Source organism: Nocardiopsis coralliicola (assembly GCF_054779695.1).
This window is the reverse complement of record NZ_BAAGXT010000008.1, coordinates 35,888-53,389: the sequence shown is the minus strand read 5'-3', so window position 1 is coordinate 53,389 and position 17,502 is coordinate 35,888. Positions and strand designations below refer to the sequence as shown.

14 protein-coding genes and 1 pseudogene are annotated in these 17,502 nt (G+C 72.2%); 7 read left to right on the top strand and 8 right to left on the bottom strand.

Going from position 1 to position 17,502, the window contains the following annotated elements; translation table 11 throughout:
- Positions 1-3: 3 nt before the first annotated feature.
- The 3 genes and pseudogenes from ACYVGT_RS08440 to ACYVGT_RS08430 all read right to left on the bottom strand — a co-directional run.
- Positions 4-1,161 (bottom strand): acyltransferase family protein, encoded by a 1,158-nt coding sequence (locus tag ACYVGT_RS08440; RefSeq protein ID WP_460855897.1) that lies wholly within the window; start codon positions 1,159-1,161, stop codon positions 4-6.
- A gap of 224 nt (positions 1,162-1,385) precedes the next feature.
- Positions 1,386-2,021 (bottom strand): TetR/AcrR family transcriptional regulator, encoded by a 636-nt coding sequence (locus ACYVGT_RS08435; protein ID WP_460855896.1) that lies wholly within the window; start codon positions 2,019-2,021, stop codon positions 1,386-1,388.
- 98 nt (positions 2,022-2,119) lie between these two features.
- Positions 2,120-2,227, bottom strand: a pseudogene (locus tag ACYVGT_RS08430) (LuxR C-terminal-related transcriptional regulator); the annotation flags it as partial.
- A 58-nt stretch (positions 2,228-2,285) separates the two neighbouring features.
- Between ACYVGT_RS08430 and ACYVGT_RS08425 the strand changes: the two are divergent.
- Positions 2,286-2,858, top strand: a complete 573-nt coding sequence (locus tag ACYVGT_RS08425; protein ID WP_460855895.1) for a GNAT family N-acetyltransferase — start codon at positions 2,286-2,288, stop codon at positions 2,856-2,858.
- A 318-nt stretch (positions 2,859-3,176) separates the two neighbouring features.
- Here ACYVGT_RS08425 and ACYVGT_RS08420 read toward each other — a convergent pair whose 3' ends face one another.
- Complete coding sequence (locus ACYVGT_RS08420) at positions 3,177-3,818, bottom strand: HNH endonuclease family protein (protein ID WP_460855894.1); 642 nt, start codon at positions 3,816-3,818, stop codon at positions 3,177-3,179.
- A 349-nt stretch (positions 3,819-4,167) separates the two neighbouring features.
- On the opposite strand from ACYVGT_RS08420, the gene ACYVGT_RS08415 reads away from it, so the two are divergent.
- Together ACYVGT_RS08415 and ACYVGT_RS08410 are read left to right on the top strand one after the other, a co-directional pair.
- Positions 4,168-4,731: a TetR/AcrR family transcriptional regulator gene (locus ACYVGT_RS08415; RefSeq protein ID WP_460855893.1), complete on the top strand. Its 564-nt coding sequence runs from the start codon at positions 4,168-4,170 to the stop codon at positions 4,729-4,731.
- A gap of 88 nt (positions 4,732-4,819) precedes the next feature.
- Positions 4,820-5,680 (top strand): NmrA family NAD(P)-binding protein, encoded by an 861-nt coding sequence (locus ACYVGT_RS08410; protein ID WP_460855892.1) that lies wholly within the window; start codon positions 4,820-4,822, stop codon positions 5,678-5,680.
- A 16-nt stretch (positions 5,681-5,696) separates the two neighbouring features.
- Here the strand turns inward: ACYVGT_RS08410 and ACYVGT_RS08405 are convergent, their stop codons facing one another.
- Positions 5,697-7,433, bottom strand: a complete 1,737-nt coding sequence (locus tag ACYVGT_RS08405) for a serine/threonine protein kinase (protein ID WP_460855891.1) — start codon at positions 7,431-7,433, stop codon at positions 5,697-5,699.
- Positions 7,434-7,841: 408 nt separating this feature from the next.
- Here ACYVGT_RS08405 and ACYVGT_RS08400 point away from each other — a divergent pair, with 408 nt between their 5' ends.
- Positions 7,842-8,228: an ankyrin repeat domain-containing protein gene (locus ACYVGT_RS08400; RefSeq protein WP_460855890.1), complete on the top strand. Its 387-nt coding sequence runs from the start codon at positions 7,842-7,844 to the stop codon at positions 8,226-8,228.
- Between the two features lie 172 nt (positions 8,229-8,400).
- Here the strand turns inward: ACYVGT_RS08400 and ACYVGT_RS08395 are convergent, their stop codons facing one another.
- From ACYVGT_RS08395 to ACYVGT_RS08385, 3 genes are all read right to left on the bottom strand, one after another.
- Positions 8,401-9,870: a catalase gene (locus ACYVGT_RS08395; RefSeq protein ID WP_460855889.1), complete on the bottom strand. Its 1,470-nt coding sequence runs from the start codon at positions 9,868-9,870 to the stop codon at positions 8,401-8,403.
- Between the two features lie 53 nt (positions 9,871-9,923).
- Positions 9,924-10,343, bottom strand: coding sequence for a Fur family transcriptional regulator (locus tag ACYVGT_RS08390; RefSeq protein ID WP_460855888.1), 420 nt, complete (start codon positions 10,341-10,343; stop codon positions 9,924-9,926).
- A 176-nt stretch (positions 10,344-10,519) separates the two neighbouring features.
- Complete coding sequence (locus tag ACYVGT_RS08385; protein WP_460855887.1) at positions 10,520-12,391, bottom strand: calcineurin-like phosphoesterase C-terminal domain-containing protein; 1,872 nt, start codon at positions 12,389-12,391, stop codon at positions 10,520-10,522.
- Positions 12,392-13,026: 635 nt separating this feature from the next.
- Between ACYVGT_RS08385 and ACYVGT_RS08380 the strand changes: the two genes are divergently transcribed.
- The 3 genes from ACYVGT_RS08380 to ACYVGT_RS08370 all read left to right on the top strand — a co-directional run bounded on the left by ACYVGT_RS08380 (position 13,027) and on the right by ACYVGT_RS08370 (position 17,175).
- Positions 13,027-15,018: a serine hydrolase domain-containing protein gene (locus ACYVGT_RS08380; protein WP_460855886.1), complete on the top strand. Its 1,992-nt coding sequence runs from the start codon at positions 13,027-13,029 to the stop codon at positions 15,016-15,018.
- Between the two features lie 98 nt (positions 15,019-15,116).
- Entirely contained in the window at positions 15,117-16,547 is a 1,431-nt protein-coding gene (locus ACYVGT_RS08375; protein ID WP_460855885.1) for a sensor histidine kinase, read from the top strand.
- Positions 16,522-17,175 (top strand): response regulator, encoded by a 654-nt coding sequence (locus ACYVGT_RS08370; protein ID WP_460855884.1) that lies wholly within the window; start codon positions 16,522-16,524, stop codon positions 17,173-17,175. Before ACYVGT_RS08375 ends, ACYVGT_RS08370 begins: the two co-directional genes overlap by 26 nt.
- The last annotated feature ends 327 nt before the right edge of the window (positions 17,176-17,502 follow it).

Genomic DNA, 17,502 nt, shown 5'->3' with positions numbered 1-17,502 from the left:
GAGTCAGAACACCCGGTCGGCGCGGGGGAGTGAGCGCAGGAGGTAGGCCGCGCCCCAGCAGAGCGGTAGCGCGAGCACGGCCACCACGGCGAACTTGGCCGCGGCCGGGGCATCCCACCCGGAGAAGGCCCAACCCAAGCCGACCAGCGCAAGCGGATGCAGGAAGAAGACGGCGAAGGCGTGGTCGGAGAGGAAGGTCCCGAACGCCGAGCGGCGGTTGAACCGCCGCCGGAACAGGGCGAGCAGCGCCAGCACTGCGCCGACGGCCAGCACGCTCTCCACCACCGCGAGCACCAGCGTCGGCCAGCTCCCCGGAGCGGCGGTCTCTCCGGCCGCACCCAGCAGGAGCACGTAGGCGGGCGCCATGAGGAGCGCGGCAGCCGCTCCGCCCCAGCCCGCCCAGCGCGGCACGGTGTCCAGCCAGCCCTTCCGGTAGGCCACCGCTCCCGCGGCGAACATCAGCACGTACTGCGGCAGGAAGGCGGGGGTGGGCAGCCCGGTGGCCTCCCAGGTGGTGCCGCTGGGCACCGCGATGCGCCACAGATACGCGGCCGCCGCCAGGAGGGCGGTGAAGCCGGCCGCGGCCAGCGGACCGGGCAGAGGGGCGGAGGGCCCGGCGGCTGCGCGTACCGGGCGGACCCGCCTGAGGAGCGCGTACACCAGCACGAACACCAGCAGCGTCTCGACGAACCACATCGGGCCCGGCTCCAGCGTCTCCAGGTAGAAGCGCCAGTAGGGCGTTCCCGCGGACGCGGTCAGGTAGATCCACAGGTAGACCACCGGGCGCACCAGCAGCAGGTAGAGCAGCAGCGGCACCCCGAGCCGGATCAGCCTTCCGGCCAGGAAGCCCCGGCCGCCCCTGCGGTCGTGCGAACCGGGCGTGAAGAAGCCGGAGACCAGGAAGAAGAGCCCCATGAAGAACGCCTGGTTGATGACGACGAAGACGTCCATCAGGGTGCTGCTGGCGTCGTCGGCGGGGTCGATGTAGTACCAGGCAGGGATGTTGCTGTACGCGATCGCCACGTGGTGCAGCACCACCAGCGCGGTCAGCGCGGCGCGGAGGTGGTCCAGGTAGTGCAGGCGCGGCGGAGCAGCGAAAGCAGCGGGATCCGCCGGCGGGGCGGCGCCCGCCGCCGGGACGGTGAGCCGGTCCGGTGCCATGGTTCTCCGATCCGCGGAGGGGAGGGGCTGCCCGCGCGAGCCAATGACCGACCAGAGATCAGTTTTTCTTACCTCGAACGGTTTTTTATCCGCTCGGTCAGTTTCCTCGACGTGCGGAGGGAAGGCAAGACCCGTGGTGCAGTCGCGGCCGGGCCGCAGCCGGCCGTGCAGGGGACGCCGGCAGCGGTCCGCCGGGGTGCCCCGCGGCCCCGGGGCGGGGCGGTTCAGGCCGGGGGGTCGGCGCGCACTGAGCGGTCGATCGCCTCGGCGAGCTCACCGGCGTAGGCGTCCAGGTCGTGGTCCGGATGGGCAGCCCAGTACGCGAACATTCCGTCGATCGACGCCTGGAGGGTGACCGCGATGACCCGCACGTCGAATCCGCGGAAGACGCCCCGCTCCTGGCCGGTGCGGAGGTTCTCCTCGATCGCCCGGTGGACCTGCTCGGTCGCCCGCGCGCGCCCGCGCGGTGCGGCCCCCTCGGAGGCGCCCATCCCGCGGGAGATGCCCCCCAGCACCGTCAGCTGCTCGCGGTGCGTGCGCATGTACCCGGCCACCGCCAGAATGTGGGCCCGCAGCGCGGTACGCTCGTCCGGCGCCTCCCCCATGCGCGGCAGCACGAAGTCCGCGACCTCCGTGTAGATCTCCTCGACGACCTGCTCCATCAGCTCGTCCTTGCCGGCGAAGTGGTAGGAGATGATGCCTTTGCCGATCCCGGCCCGCTGCGCGATGCGCGCCAGCGTCGCGTCCGCGAAACCCGCTTCGGCCACGGTTTCGATGGCCGCCGCGACGATCTGCGCCCGCCGGGCCTCCTCGATGAACGTGCGCTTCCGCTGACCGCGCGGACCGGATTCAGACGCCATGGACAGCGAAGATACCAACCGCCCCGCCCGTGCCTCCCCAGCACGGACACCGCAGGCACGGTGATGCTGGCGGTGTGCTTGCCGGCGGCGGAGTCGCTGATGACGAGGGCGCGGGCGATGCGGGCGTTGGAGTGGCCTTCGGCCATGAGGATGAGGACGTCGCGCTCGCGCTCCGTGAGGTGCTCGCGGATCGCGGGCGGGGACACCCGGAGCCGCGGCCGGGGCTGCGGCGGCTTGTCGGTCGCCCGTGGCAGGGTGGGCGGTATGGCTATCGATGTGCGGCCGGCCTCGGCCTTCGACGACGTCCGGTCCCTGATCGGGCCGAAGTCGCCGGACGCCAACGTGTGCTGGTGCCTGAGCCACCGCCTGCCGTCGAAGCTCAACAACGAGCTCCGCGGAACGGCCCGGGGCGCCTACGTCGCGGAGCTGTGCCGCTCCGAGCCCGCGCCGGGCGTGCTCGCCTATGACGGCGGCAAACCGGTCGGCTGGGCGGGCATCGCCCCGCGGTCGGCCACGGCCTTCGCCCGCAGCCGGACGATCCCGCACATCGACGACTTGCCCGTGTGGTCGCTCTGGTGCATCCGGATCCGCCCCGGCCACCGGAAGCAGGGCATCTCGCACCCGCTGATCGAGGGGGCCGTCGACTTCGCCCGCGCGAACGGGGCCCCGGCCGTCGAGGCGTACCCGGTCGACAACGGCGGCGCCAAGGTCGACCTCACCATGGCGTTCGTCGGCCTCCGGCAGAACTTCGAACGCGCCGGCTTCACCTTCGCCGCCGCCACCAGCTCCACCGCCTCCGGCTTCCCCCGCGTCCTGATGCGCCACAACCTGCGCTGAGCCCGGTGGGCTGCGCTGCGCGGCGGGCCAGGACCGGGACAGGGGTGAACGGGGCTCCTGGCCGGGCGCCAGGGCGGTGGGGGTGTAGCCAGCCGGGCTCCGGCGCCGCGCTGGCCGGGGTCTCCGTCTCGCTGCCCAGCATGCGCTACGACCCGGAGCGGCTTCCGGCGCTGGTCGCGACGTTGCAGGCGGCCGCGGAGTCGCTGGGCCGGGACATGGCCGGCGGGCCCCGAACCTGAACGTCCGCGGGCCGAGCCGCGGCGGCGCCTGACGGTGGGGGCTGGGCGCGCTCCGGCTGCGGACCGCGCCCAGCAGCGGCTATGCGGCGGGCGAGGTCTCCACGACCGCATCCGGGCAGCCATCGGCGAGGGTGACCAGGGCGGAGTGCTCGGCCGGATCGACGGTCAGGCCCCACCGCGTCTTGACCGCCGTCCACTCGGTCGCGTAGCGGCAGTGCGCGGCCGTGGCGGAGGGCAGCCACTCGGACGGGTCCTTGTCGGCCTTCTGCCGGTTCTCCCGAGCGGTCACCGCGGCCAGCGCGACCGGCTCGTCGAGGTCGTTGGCGTAGTCGCGGCGGCGGGCGGTGGGCCACTCCGAGGCGCCGGAATCCCACGCCTCGGCGAGGGGCACGACGTGGTCGATGTCGAGGCCGCGCGCCTCGGTGTGCACGCGATCGTCGTAGTAGGAGGTCCATTCGCCGCCGGTGAGACGGCACCTCTCGCCGACCTCGGGCGGCGCGGTCGCCTCCTCGATCAGGACTTCGGCCCGGGTGTTGCAGCCGTCCCGGTCGGAATCGACCCAGTGCGGGAAGAGCGACCGGTCGTAGCCGGCCCTGCTCTCCTCCGCCACCTGCAGGCGGTCGACGGCGTCGGAGAGCGGTACCGCCTCGGCCGCGGACGCGGGGGCCGCGGCGAGGGAGGCGAGGAACACGGCGGCGGCGATAACCGGGAGAGCGCGCATGCGGGCCTTTCAGTGTGGATGCGGCGGTGCGCATCTCATTAGTGGCCTGCGCGCGCACCGTGGCAACGGCCACCGCGGCGTTTCGCTGCAGGTCGCGCTGCATATCCCGCGAACCGCGCAAACCCCGGCACCCGAAATGGGAATTCGGTTGGAGACCCCGGACCTCACGGCCAGCCCGAATAGGCGGGCGACAAATAATGGGGGAAGGGGCGCATCTGGAGCGCCCCCGGGCGGACACCGGCACGGGCCGCTCTCCGCTGGTGCGGCGGGCAGGTGGGCCGGCGGCTCCCGCTGATCCGAGCGCAGGAGCGGCTTGTCGACCAGAAAGAGTGAGTGTACAGTCACTCACATGAAGAGCACTCGGAGCCTGTCGACCGCCGAGCAGCGGCGCGGCGAGATCGTCGAGGCCGCGGTGGAGGTGTTCGCCGAGCACGGGTACACCGGGTCGACCGTGGCGCAGGTCGGGCGCGCGGCGGGGATCTCGTCGGCGTATGTGTTCAAGCTGTTCCCGACGAAGCGGGAGCTCTTCACGGCGGCACTCGACCGCGGGTTCGAGCGGATCGACGCGACCCTGCGCGACGCCGCGTCGGCCGCCGCGGGGCAGGAGCCGCAGGCCGTGCTCGACACCATGGGGGGCGCCTACGCCGAGCTGATCCGCGACCGCTCGCTGCTCCTCCTTCAGGTGCACGCCATGTCGGCGGCACACCTCGACGAGGAGATCGCGGTGGCGCTGCGCGCCGGGCTCGCCCGGGTGATCACCACGGCCTCCGCACTGTCCGGAGCCGACGCCGGCGCCGTGCAGAACTTCATGGCGTTCGGCCAGCTCTGCCACCTCATCGTCACTGCCGGCGTCACCGAAGACGACGACCCTTGGGCCCAGACCCTCGCCCGCGGCATCCGCCACCCCGACTGAGCCAGTCCTGCACCCGCGGACCATCGCCCAGCGCACCAGCTCCCACTAGTGAGTGACCAGTCACTCTCATCTAGGAAAGGACACCGCAATGACCACGAACCCTGAAATCCTCGTCGCCGGCGCCACCGGCACGACCGGGCGCGCCACCACCACCGCCCTGGCCGCGAACGGAGTCCGCTACCGGGCACTCAGCCGGCGTCCCGGCGCCATCCCGGAGGAGGCCGGCACCGCGGTCGCGGCCGACCTCGACGACGCCGCCGCGGTCCGGGACGCCCTCGCCGGGGTCCGCGCGGCGTTCCTCACCACCCCCTCCACGGAACGGGCCGAGGACCAGCAGAAGAGCTTCATCGACCGGGCCGCCGAGGCCGGCGTGGACCACGTCGTCCTCCTGTCGCAGTACGCCGCCCGCACCGACTCCCCCGTGCGGTTCCTGCGCTACCACGCTGCCGTCGAGGACCACCTGGCTGCCAGCGGCATCGGCGCGACGGTACTGCGCCCGAACCTGTTCATGCAGGGCATGCTGGTCATGGCCGACCTCATCCGCAGCCGCGGCATCATCACGGCGCCGATCGGTTCGGCCGAGGTGAGCCTGATCGACGCGCGCGACATCGGCGCGGTGGCCGCTGCAGCCCTGACCGCCGACGCGCCTCTGGGCATCCGCACCCTGACCGGCCCGGAGCCGCTCACCCACGCCCAGATCGCCGACGCGCTGGCGACCGCGCTCGGCCGCGACGTCGCCTTCGCCGACTCCGACCCCGCCACGTTCGCCGCCGCTCTCGCCGACGCTCTTCCCCGCTGGCAGGTCGACGGCCTCTTGGAGGACTACGCGCACTACGCCGCGGGCGAGGCCGCCGCGGTCACCGGCGACGTCCCCGGAATCCTCGGCCGCCCGGCACGCGGGATCCACACCTTCGCCCGCGACTACGCCGCCGCCTTCCAGGGGGCCTGAGCCGCGCCGCCGGCTGCTAGCTGAAGTTCCACTTCTGGCCGGGGGCGCCGGCGCACGTGGCCTGGACGACGGGGGTGGCATTGCCGCCCTCGCCGCGATAGGAGACGCACTTGTCGGAATGGAGGTTGACGAGGGTGCCGTCGGGGCGGTGCTGGAACTGCTGGGCCTGGGAGCCGTTGCAGGTGGCGATCTGGACCTGGGCGCCGTCTTCTTGGGCGCCGTTGGGGATGTCGAGGCAGAAGCCCATGGACCGGAAGGTCCCGTCGCCCGGGGCGTCCCACTGCTGCCATTCGGCGTCGTCGATGCAGTCGTGGACGATGATCGGCGTCTGCGGATCGGCCTTGGCGTCTTTGACGTCCATGCAGCGGCCGGTCTGCGCGCTCTCCACCGTGGACGCCGACGCCGGCGCCTCCTCACTGGGAGACGGCGTCTCCGACGGGCTCGGCGAGGGCTCCGGGCTCTCCTCTTCCTCCTCGACACTGGCCGACGCGCTCGGCGGCGGCTGCTCCGATCCGGAGTCGGCGCCGGCCTCGGGGCGCGCCGACGCGCTCGGCGTTTCCGCGGCACCCGCGGCGCTCTGCGGCTCGGGCTCAGCTGACCACGGCGCGCGCCACACCAGGACCGCCACCGCCACCAGGCACAGGACCAGCGACGCGGCCGCGAGCAGCCACGCCCGCTTCGCCTGCGGGTGGGTCTTCCGGTCGGCGGGGCCGGCGGGGCCTCCATCTGGTGCCGCAGGGGCCGCCGCGGGTTCGGCGGGGGTCGAGGCGCTGCGGTCGCGCGGCCCTGTGGTGTTCTGCTGCTCGGGCGCCTCCGCTGCGGAGTCCGGCGGGGCGCCGGCCTCCTCCGGACCGGCCGATGCCGCGGCGCCCGCGGCTGCGCCCCCCAGCGCGCTCGCGAACCGCTCCGTGTAGCCCTCGGCCCCGTCCGCCCCGGCCTCGCCGGCCTCGGCGGGGAAGTCGGCCAGGCGGTTGAGGAGGTCGGCGGCGGAGGGCCGGTCGGCCGGGTCCTTTTCGAGGCAGGCCGTGAGCAGGGTGCGGAGCTCACCGGCGAGGGTACCGAGATTGGGCGGCGCCGCGGTGATCCGGTGGGCGATCCCGGGGATGGTGGGCGCCTCGAAGGGCGAGTCTCCGGTGGCCGCGAACGCCAGCACGGAGCCGAGCGAGAAGATGTCGCTCTCCGGGCCGACGTCGCCGGTCTCCAGCTGCTCGGGCGACATGAACGAGTAGGTGCCCACCACCATGCCGTCTTCGGTCAGCGCGGTTCCGCCGACCGGGCGGGCGATACCGAAGTCGATGATCCGCGCGCCGCTGTCGGCCATTACAACGTTGGCCGGCTTGAGGTCGCGGTGCACCACGCCGTGCGCGTGGATCGCGGCGAGCCCCTCGGAGAGCTGGGCCGCGAGCGCGGTCACCTTCTCCGGGGGGAACGGGCCCTCGGAGCGGATGAGCTCCTCCAGCGTGCGGCCCGGGATGTATTCGGCCGCCATCCACGGCGGGTCGTCGTCCGGCCCGGCGTCGACGATCTGGGCGGTGTGGAACCCGCCGATCTTACGCGCCGCCTCAATCTCGCGGGCGAACCGCTGCCGCGTCGTCGGCGTGCCGGCGAGGTCGGAATGCACGACCTTGACCACCACGTCGCGCCCGCCGGGAGAGCTGGCGAGATACACCGCGCCCATGCCTCCGGCCCCGAGCCGACCGCGAAGGCGGTAGACGCCGATTCGCCGAGGGTCGTGGGGCCGCAAGGGATCCATACCGTATCCATTCATCGCTCGAAAGGGAGGTGTGGGGTCTGATCACGCTACATGACCCCTTTGTCGCGCGTTCACTGCAGCGTCGCGCTTTCACTCTGCGTCAGCAGGCCCGACACACTCCGCTCCCCTGCGGGAAACGGACGGCACTCCGGGCGCGCCGCTCCGCTGTGCACACCCCGCACCGGCGCGGACGGCCCGGACCACTCGGCCCGCCACCCGGAGCGCCGGGCACTCAGGTGCACTGCACACACATAGGACGCGCGGATGAGCGGGTTGGTTCGCACCCATCCGTACCGGGAGAAAGCGGACGCCGGGCCGGCGCTCCTCCAGCGGGGTGAGCAGCGGACTCCTCGGCCGCGCCGCCCGCGGCGGCCCCGGATTCCGCCCAACAAGACCTAGCCTGGAGGAATGAGCGGCCTTACCCCTGAACAGACCGAACGCGTCGTCACCATCGCGATGGACCTCGCCCGGAACGGGCAGACCGGGGAACTGGCGGAGTTCCTGGACCACGGGTTGCCCGCGGACTCCCGCGACGGCGACGGCAACAGCCTGCTGATGCTCGCGGCCTACCACGGCCGGGCCGAGACGGTCGCGGCGCTGATCGCCCGCGGCGCGGATGTCGACCTCCGCAACGACCGCGACCAGTCGCCGGTTGCCGGTGCGCTGTTCAAGGGCGAGGACGAGGTCGTCGCCGCCCTCGTCGCGGCAGGCGCCGACCTGGATGCCGGCACGCCCAGCGCACGGGCCGCCGCCGAGATGTTCGGCCGCACCGGGCTGCTACCCGAAGAGGGCTAGGCCGCAGGGCAGGGCGGACAACTGCAGCGGGCCGGCGCGGTCGGTTCGACCGCGCCGGCCCGCTGCGTGTGCAGGCCGCCGGCTCAGGCTGCCCGCGGGACGCGCACGGTGCCGCGGGGTGCCGGCCTTCCGCCGAGGCGCGGCCTCCGGAGGCGCCTGCAGGGATGCGCCGCTACAGGGTGCCGGCCTTGTTGGCCTCGACCGCCTTGCGGACGCCCTCGCCGTAGGCCGGGTCGGCCTTGGTGCAGTTGGCGATGTGGCGCTCGATCGTGGCGTCGGAGGCGCCGTCGATCGCCCGCGCGGTGTTGGCGAACAGGCGCTGCTGCTCCTCGGCGTTCATCTGGCGGAAGAGGTCGCCGGGCTGCTGGAAGTAGTTGTCGTCGTCCTCGCGGTAGTCGAACCGGTCGGCGGTGCCGCCGATGCCCAGAGCGGGCTCCGCGTAGGCCGGCTGCTCCTTCCAGCGGCCGTAGGAGTTCGGCTCGATGCCGGGGACGCCGCCCTGGTTGCCGTCCACCCGCATGGTGCCGTCGCGGTGGTAGGTGTTCACCATCGCGGCGCCGCGCGGGTAGTTCACCGGGATCTGGTGGTGGTTGACGCCCAGGCGGTAGCGGGCGGCGTCACCGTAGGAGAACAGGCGGCCCTGGAGCATGCGGTCCGGGGAGACGCCCACGCCGGGCACCAGGTTCGCCGGGGTGAAGGCGGCCTGCTCGACGTCGGCGAAGTAGTTCTCCGGGTTCCGGTTGAGCTCGAACTCGCCGACCTCGATGAGCGGGTAGTCCTTCTTGGACCAGACCTTGGTCAGGTCGAAGGGGTGGAAGCGGTAGTTCTCCGCGTCCGCCTCCGGCATGACCTGGATGTAGAAGGTCCACTTCGGGTTCTCGCCGCGCTCGATGGCGTCGAAGAGGTCGCGCTGGGCCGACTCGCGGTCGTCCGCGATGACCTTGGCGGACTCGTCGTCGGTGAGGTTCTCGATGCCCTGCTGGGTGCGGAAGTGGAACTTGACCCAGAAGCGCTCGTTCTCGGCGTTGACGAACGAGAAGGTGTGCGAGCCGAAGCCGTGCATGTGCCGGTAGCTGGCCGGGATGCCGCGGTCCGACATGACGATGGTGACCTGGTGCAGCGCCTCGGGGAGGTTGGTCCAGAAGTCCCAGTTGTTCTCGGCCGAGCGCATGTTGGTGCGCGGGTCCCGCTTTACGGCGCGGTTCAGGTCGGGGAACTTCAGCGGGTCCCGGAAGAAGAAGACCGGGGTGTTGTTGCCGACGATGTCCCAGTTGCCCTCTTCGGTGAAGAAGCGGAGGGCGAAGCCGCGGATGTCGCGCTCGGCGTCGGCCGCGCCGCGCTCGCCGGCGACGGTGGAGAACCGGGCGAACATCTCGGTTTCCTTGCCGACCTCGGAGAACAGCGCCGCCTTGGAGTAGCGGGTGATGTCCTGGGTGACCCGGAAGGTGCCCCAGGCGCCGGAGCCCTTGGCGTGCATGCGGCGCTCGGGGATGACCTCGCGGTCGAAGTGCGCCAGCTTCTCAAGGAACCACAGGTCCTGCAGAAGCATCGGGCCGCGCGGACCGGCGGTGAGGCTGTTCTGGTTGTCGGCGACGGGGGCGCCGTTCGCTGTGGTGAGCGGATTGGTGTTGTCGTGCGACATGTGTTCCTGTTCCTTGGGAGAAGGCGTTCAGCACCGTCAACGGCGCCGCCGTGTCAGGGCGTGCGGCACTGGGGGCACACGCCCCAGTAGACGACCTCGACCTCATCGATGGCGTAGCCGTGGTTGTTCGATGCCTCAAGGCACGGCGCCGAGCCGGTCGCGCAGTCCACGTCCGCGATCGCGCCGCAGCTGCGGCAGATCACGTGGTGGTGGTTGTCGCCGACACGGCGCTCGTAGCGCGCGGATGAGCCTTCAGGTTCGATCCGTCGCAGCAGCCCCACGTCCGTGAGGGCTCTGAGCACGTCGTACACCGCTTGGGTGGAGACGGCGCCGAGCCGGGAGCGGGCCAGGCGGAGAACGGTGGCGGCATCGGAGTGCGGATGGTCCCCGAGGGCCTCCAGCACCGCAACCCTTGGCCCGGTCACACGGAGCGAAGCGCCCCGGAGGGCGGCTTCGGCGTCGGTCGGGTGCATGGGCCCAGTTAAGCATGTTTTCTTGAGTGGTTCAATTCTTGGAGCCATGCCGATGATGCCGCCCCGGTGTCCGCAGCTCCGGATCTCCCGCCAGGTCAGGGCTGTGCGCCGGCGGAGACCGGAGTCGCGAGGGGCCGCCGCCCTGGCTGGGCGGCGGCCCTTCGGCGGTCCGCGCCCTAGCGCTCCGCGACCACCTCGAAGTCGAGGCTGTCGGTGAACTCGCGCCCGTGGGCGTCGGTCACCGTCACGTCGGCCGTGTGCGCGCCCGGCTCCAGGCCGGACGGCAGTTCGGTGCGCCAGAGGTGCATCGCCCGGTCGGCGAGGCTGCCGCCGTGCACGAGCTGCTCCTGCACCGCGGCGGGGTCGGACCACTCGGCGCCCACGTTGGCGGCTTCGCCCTGCATCTGCTGCGTGCGCTCGGTCGTGGCGGAGGCGCCGTCGACGGCCACCTCGACCTGGGCTCCGGTGGAGCCGAAGAAGGCGTTGGTGGTCAGCCAGGTGCCGCCCGCGAGGTCGTCTTCGCTGACGACCAGCGGGTCCGCGAACTCGGGTGCCTCACCGGGCTTCCCGCTCCACTCCGCGTACCAGTCGCGGTAGGCGGGGCTGTTGATGCCCAGCTGCGTCTGCACCTCGTCCGGCTCGCCGGTGACGGTGTAGCGCTCTCGGAACTCGCTGCCGCTCACGTCCAGCGTGACGACACCGGGGCGGCCGCCGTCGCGCCCGACGGCGGTCGGATAGCCGCCGTCGCCGACCTGGCCGGAGTACCAGTCGCCGGAGATCGCGCCGGCGGTGATGTGCGGGAACGGCAGGCCTTCGACACCGAGCAGGTCGCGCCAGCCCTGCGCGTCGTCGCCCGCCGCCATGTTCTCGATGCTGTGGCTGTGCCCGGACACCGCGACGGCCTCGCGGCCCTCGAGCATCGCGTGGATCTCCTTCACCTGGTCCACCTGGTGCACCGGCTCACTCTGGTCGGCGTAGTTGACCAGGCCGATGTGCCCGGCGAGGACGACGAGCTTGTCCTCCCCGACGGCAGCCAGGTCCTGCTCCAGCCACTTCAGCTGGTCCTCGTCGAGGCGCCCGTTGTAGGCGGGCGAGCCCTCGGCGTCGGAGCAGTGCTCGGCGATGCCGTCCGGACTGTCCTCGTGCGGAGCGCACGGGTACTCCACCGTGTTCAGCGCGACGTAGTGCATGTTGCCGACGTCGTAGGAGTAGTACTCCGGCGCCAGCTGGGCGCGGAACGTGTCCGTGCTGTGCTCGGGATCGGTGGAGTCGAGGTCCAGGTCGTGGTTGCCCGGAAGGAAGCGGACCGGGCCGTTGGTCTCCCCGACCAGCTCCTTGATCTCCGGGTAGAGCGAGAGGTCGTCGTTGGCGACGTCGCCGACGAAGAGCGTGCCGCAGCCGGCGTAGTCGTCGCGCTGGGCGAGGTCGCCGATAGCGCCGGCGCGCGCGTACTCGATCTCTTCGGAGTCGGTGGTCTGCAGGTCGCCGGCGATGATGCAGCTCTGCTCCTCGGCTGCAGTCAGGTCGCTCTCCGCCACCGGGAAGTTGACCTCCGCCGGCAGCGGGCCGGTGGGCTCGATCCCGCCGTGCTCCAGCTCCGGGGAGCCCTCGGGCAGGTGGTTGTAGTGGAACTGCGCGATGTTGTTCTCGTCCAGCGGCACCTGGTAGCCCGCCGGCTGGGTCATCGACACGGTCATGTTGTCGAATGCGGGCAGCTCGTAGCGGCCCTCGCCGTCGGTGCGCACCACATCGCGGCCGTTGGTGACGGCGACGTCGGCGAGCCCTTTCTCGCCGTCGCTGGAGCTGTCCCGGTCGGCGTCGACGAACACCCGGCCGGACACGGTCTCGCCGGCGGCGGAACCGTCTCCGGCGGGGACGACCTCCACCTCGCCGCGGTAGGCGCCGTCCGCCTGCCGGCCGGGGTCGGCGGACGCGGGCGGTGCAGCGGCCAGCAGCGGAAGGGCGGTGACGACGGCCAGCGGAACGGCTGCCGCGGCACGGATGGGCGGGCGCGCCCTGCGGGCGGGCCGCGGAAGTCTCGGGAACATGCAGCGCTCTCCGTTGTCTCGGGGGACCGGAATCCATCGGACGATGGCGCCGACCGGACGGGCCGGCGGAGAGCCACCTTTGTGGAACGGACTGAACACGACCCAAGGCATCGGCCAACGAAAAGCCACCAGACGATGACGAGCGCCGCGACTCGCGTCGCTTTTCGCCCCGTTTTCGGACCGACGGTACACGTGATGTATCGCCACAGAGACAGAAATACCAGGCATCGCTCCGCAGGGCCGGAACGCCGCGCCGAACTGCGAAATCACCTCCGATTCCGACCTGCGGAATCCCCTTCGCGCCGCCAATCAGGATCAAACGGAGTCAATGGCTCTCTATGGGCCCAAATTAGGTCCGAATATCACCGAACTAAACATTAGCCAATTTCACCAGGAAAGTGGACACCCGGTGTTCACCCGCTGTGGCGGCCGTTTCGGCGCCGGTGGTACTGCAAGTGCACCGGGCGCGGTCCACTCCGCGGGGCTGCCCTCACGCGGCGGACCCGGGTTCCTCCTTAAGTCGCACGCCAAGTGCCGACTCGGGCGAGAAGATGCCGGAGCCCCTGCACGGACAGGCTGGAGTCTCCGACCGGGCGCCGTGGCCGAACCGGCGCCCCCGACCCCAGGAGCCCTCCGTGACCAGCAACGACCCCCTCCCCTCCCGGCAGCCGCCGCCCGTTCGGCGCCGCTGGGCGGCGTTCGCCGCCGCGGGTGCCCTCGCGGTCCTCGTCTCCGGATGCGGGGGCGGCGCCTCCGCTCCCATCGCCGCACCGACGGTCAGCGCCCCGGAGGACGCGACCGCGGAACTCACCGAGGCCGACGTCAGCGCCTGGCTCGACGGCATGCTCCCGAGCGCCCTCGAGAACTCCGGGATCGCGGGTGCGTCCGTCAGCGTCGTCAGCGAGGGCGAACTCCTCACCACCCGCGGATACGGCTACTCCGACCTCGCGGAGCGGGAGCCGGTCGATCCGGAGGAGACCCTCTTCCGGGTCGCCTCGATCAGCAAGGTGTTCACGGCGACCGCGGTGATGACGCTGGTCGAAGACGGCAAGCTGGACCTGGACACCGACGTCGACGAGTACCTCGACTTCGAGGTGGACCGCGCCTTCGACGAGGATCTGACCCTGCGCCACCTGCTCACCCACACGGGCGGGTTCGAAGAGCGGATCGCGAACGCGATGCCCCCCGAAGGGATGGAACTGCGCACGGCGGTGGCCGAGGACGCGCCCGCGCAGCTCTACCGGCCCGGGACGACGCCCGCCTACTCCAACTACGGCATCGCGCTGGCCGGGTACATCGCCGAGCAGGTGTCCGGCGTGCCGTTCGACGACCTGGTTGAGAAGGAGGTCCTCGCACCGGCCGGCATGGACTCCTCCACCATGCAGCAGCCGCTGCCGGAAGGCCTGCAGAACCGCCTCTCCCAGGCCTACCCCAGCGACGAGCAGCCGCCGGTCGAGCAGTTCGAGAACGTTTCGGACGCCCCCGCCGGCGCACTGACGTCCTCCGCCACCGACATGGCGCGGTTCATGCAGGTGCACATGGAATCGTCCAGGGGCGCCGGAATCCTGCAGCCGGAGACGATCGCGGAGATGCACCAGCCGGGGCTGGGCGAAGAGAGCCTGGGCGGCCTCGCGGCCGGCGGGCAGATGGGCCTCGGGTTCTTCCTCGAAGAACGCAACGGGCACCGGGTGGTCAGCCACGGCGGTGACACCAACCTCTTCCATTCCCAGATGAACATCTACCCGGAGCAGAACGCGGGGATCTTCGTCACCCTGAACAGCAGCGGAAACGCCGAAGCCATCAGCCATCACGTCCGCGTTGCGCTCACGGACGCCTTCGCCGACCGCTACTTCCCGGGCGGGCAGGGCGAAAGCGCCGCTCCTTCGCCCGAGCCGACGGCCGCCGAGCACGCGGCCGCGCTGCAGGGGACCTACGCGACCTCGCGGGCGATCCGCAGCAACTTCGTCGCCGTCGCCTACGCGCTGGAGGAGACCGAGATCTCCGCCACGGAGGACGGGACGATCACCCTGACCAGTCCGGAGACCGGGAAGCTGACCGAGTACGTGGAGGTGGAGCCGTGGCTGTGGCGCGAAATCGACGGCCACCGCACGCTGGCGGCCGACGTCGTCGACGGCGAGGTCCGGGCGATCGGGACCACCGCGTTCTCGCTGCTGCCGGTGGACCCGGAGACGCAGGGAGCGGTGGCGATCCCCATCGCCGGCGCGTCGGTGCTGGTCCTGCTGCTCGCCCTCGTCTCCTGGCCGGTCAGCGCCGTCACCCGCTGGCGGCTGAAGCTGCCCCGCCGCCCCAAGGACGGCCGGTGGGCGCGGGTGCTGACGCGGTCCGCCGTTGCTGCGACCCTGCTCGCCTTCGGCGGCTGGATCCTCGCCATGACCATGGCGATGAGCTTCGTGGAGGTCCCCTTCGGCCTGCTGCGGGTGTTCCAGGTGGTGCAGGGGCTGGGCGTGCTGGGGTTCATCCCGGCCGGCTTCGTCCTCTACCACGACATCCGGAACCGCGCAGGCTGGCTGCGCTACGCCGGCAGTGCGCTCGTCCTCACCGCCCTTCTCGGGGCCGGCTGGATCGCCCTCGTGTTCGGGATGGTCACCGGAAGCGTGTCATTCTGACCCCTCCGTGACGGCGGTGCCGTCCACCGGCCGCTCTCCTGGCCGGTGGACGGCACCGCCCGCTCCCACCCCCGTCCCCCAGGCAAAGCAGGCGCACTATGGCACGCGACGGATCGGCAGAACAGCGCGGATCGGGCAGCAGCGCAGCATCCGTCCGCGCCCGCGGCACCGCCCCGGACGGCCCGCCGGGCGAAGGGACGGTGCCGCTGCGCGGAGTGCGGGCCCTGCTGGCGCGCGACGGCCTCCTCTGCGTCCTCGTGGCGGCGGCCTCGTGCGCCCTGCTGGCCTCGGTCGACTACATGGCCGCAGCAGCGGGGACCCCGTTCGCGCCGGCCGGCGTGGGTGCGATCGCCCTTCTCCTGGTCCTGCAGTCGGCGGCGCTGTACGGGCGCAGGAAGGCGCCGCTGCTCTGCCTCGCGGCGGTCGCTGCGGGGCAGGGCGGAATCATCGTGCTGATCCCCGCCGACGCCACCCTGTTCGGGCTGGCCTGCTTCGTCGCCGGATACACCGCGGGCGGTTCCCTTCCGCTGCGGAAGCTGTGGCCCTACCTGGCGGCGGTCACGGCCGGCCTGGCCCTGTGCGGCGCCGTCTCCGCGCTGCCGCCGCTGGCCGGGCTCGCACCGGCCGCCGAATACCTGGGCGGCCCCTGGACCGGCGCCGCGACCGCCGCCGTCTCCGCCGCCCTCGCCTTCGGCCTTCCCGGACTCATCGGCAGCGACCTGGCGGCCCGGCGGCGCCTCGCGCTGCTGGAAGAGCGCAGGGCCGCCGACGCGCAGCGGGAGCGGGTCCGCGGCGCGATCCGGGGCGAGCGCACCCGGATGGCGCGGGAGCTGCACGACATCGCGGCGCACCACCTCTCCGGGATGGTGGTCCAGACCGGCGCCGCCGAGCAGCTGATCGGCCGGGACGACCAGGCCGCCCGGCAGATGGTCGCCTGGGTCCGCGCCCAGGGCCGGGAGACACTGGTCAACCTGCGGATGATGGTCGGCACCCTGCGGGAGCCGGGAAGCCCGCACGACACCGCCGGCGAGGACGGGGATACCGGTGCGGGGACGAGCGGCACACCGGTCCCCGGGGTCGACGCCCTGGACGCGCTGGTGGCGCGGGAGCGGGAGTCCGGCGCGGCGGTCGGATTCGACCGCGGCGGCCCTCCGCGGGCGCTGCCGCCGGTGGCGGATTCGGCCTTTTACCGCGTCGCGCAGGAAGCGCTGGCCAACGCGCGCGACCACGCGGCGGGGGCACCGGTCCGAATCGATCTCGATTACCAGCCGTCCGCAACAATGCTGCAGATCGAGAACGGGCCCGGGAGCGAACGCGCCGATTCCGGCCGCGAACTGCGCGGCCTCGGGCTCATCGGAATGCGGGAGCGGGCCGATTTGATCGGCGCCGCGCTGGAGTGCGGACCGACGGATTCGGGGGGATGGCGCGTTCGCATTACACTTCCCTGCGCGCGGAACCTCTCGGCCGACGGGGCCGATCGCGCGACAGCGGAGGACGCCCCCCATGATCAAGGTCGCCCTGGTGGATGACCAGTTCGTGGTCCGCGCGGGATTCCGGGTCATCCTCGAATCCGCCGGCGATATCACCGTGGTCGGGGAATGCAGCGACGGCCGGAGCGCGATCGACCTGGTGGAGCGCGTCCAGCCGGACGTGGTGTGCATGGATGTGCGCATGCCCGGCGGCGACGGGCTCACCGCCACCCGCGCGATCCTTGAGCGCTCCTCCGGCGCTCCTCCCGCCGTACTCGTCGTGACGACCTTCGACACGGACGAGTACGTCTTCGGTGCGCTGGAAGCCGGAGCGAGCGGGTTCATCCTCAAGGACTCCGCCCCCGAGGAGGTGGTCGCGGCGGTGCGGCAGCTCGCCTCCGGCTACGCCCTGGTCGACCAGGCCGTGACCCGCCGGGTCATCGCGGAGTTCGCCCGGCGCACGCCCGCCCGCTCGGACAGCGGCGCCCGCGCCCTGCTGACCGGCCGCGAGACCGACATCGTGCGCCTGCTCTCGCAGGGGATGTCCAACGTCGAGATCGCCGAGACCCTGGTCATCGAGGCCAGCACCGTCAAGTCGCACCTGGGGCGGGTCATGACCAAGGTCGGCGCCCGGGACCGGCTGCAGACCGTCGTCTGGGCCTACCGCAACGGCGTGGCGGCGCCGTAGACCGTTGCTGGAGCGGGCGCCCGGCTGAATCCAGCGCAGGGCCCTGACGGTCCTGGATCAGCCGCCGGTGCCGCCGCTGGGCGGGACGTCGCACCGATCGCCCCCTGCGGACGCAGCGCCATGGAATTCGGCGGCCCCGCCGGCAGGCGCCGCCGCAGCCTGACGGCCGGCCTGCGCTCCAGCGCGGGAGCCCCGGTCGACTCCGGCAGGAAACCGGCGCAGCGGCAGCCTCGGCCGCACGCGCTCTTCCCCGGCCGGGGAGGGCCGATGGGGCTGGTCCGGGCGGTACCGCCGCTCTCTCAGCCGTCGCGCAACCGCCCGCCCCGG

Excerpts from the sequence above, each read along its gene's own strand:
- ACYVGT_RS08440 (WP_460855897.1), bottom strand. The coding sequence starts at position 1,161 with ATGGCACCGGACCGGCTCACCGTCCCGGCGGCGGGCGCCGCCCCGCCG.
- ACYVGT_RS08435 (WP_460855896.1), bottom strand. The coding sequence starts at position 2,021 with ATGGCGTCTGAATCCGGTCCGCGCGGTCAGCGGAAGCGCACGTTCATC.
- ACYVGT_RS08425 (WP_460855895.1), top strand. The coding sequence starts at position 2,286 with ATGGCTATCGATGTGCGGCCGGCCTCGGCCTTCGACGACGTCCGGTCC.
- ACYVGT_RS08420 (WP_460855894.1), bottom strand. The coding sequence starts at position 3,818 with ATGCGCGCTCTCCCGGTTATCGCCGCCGCCGTGTTCCTCGCCTCCCTC.
- ACYVGT_RS08415 (WP_460855893.1), top strand. The coding sequence starts at position 4,168 with ATGAAGAGCACTCGGAGCCTGTCGACCGCCGAGCAGCGGCGCGGCGAG.
- ACYVGT_RS08410 (WP_460855892.1), top strand. The coding sequence starts at position 4,820 with ATGACCACGAACCCTGAAATCCTCGTCGCCGGCGCCACCGGCACGACC.
- ACYVGT_RS08405 (WP_460855891.1), bottom strand. The coding sequence starts at position 7,433 with ATGGATCCCTTGCGGCCCCACGACCCTCGGCGAATCGGCGTCTACCGC.
- ACYVGT_RS08400 (WP_460855890.1), top strand. The coding sequence starts at position 7,842 with ATGAGCGGCCTTACCCCTGAACAGACCGAACGCGTCGTCACCATCGCG.
- ACYVGT_RS08395 (WP_460855889.1), bottom strand. The coding sequence starts at position 9,870 with ATGTCGCACGACAACACCAATCCGCTCACCACAGCGAACGGCGCCCCC.
- ACYVGT_RS08390 (WP_460855888.1), bottom strand. The coding sequence starts at position 10,343 with ATGCACCCGACCGACGCCGAAGCCGCCCTCCGGGGCGCTTCGCTCCGT.
- ACYVGT_RS08385 (WP_460855887.1), bottom strand. The coding sequence starts at position 12,391 with ATGTTCCCGAGACTTCCGCGGCCCGCCCGCAGGGCGCGCCCGCCCATC.
- ACYVGT_RS08375 (WP_460855885.1), top strand. The coding sequence starts at position 15,117 with ATGGCACGCGACGGATCGGCAGAACAGCGCGGATCGGGCAGCAGCGCA.
- ACYVGT_RS08370 (WP_460855884.1), top strand. The coding sequence starts at position 16,522 with ATGATCAAGGTCGCCCTGGTGGATGACCAGTTCGTGGTCCGCGCGGGA.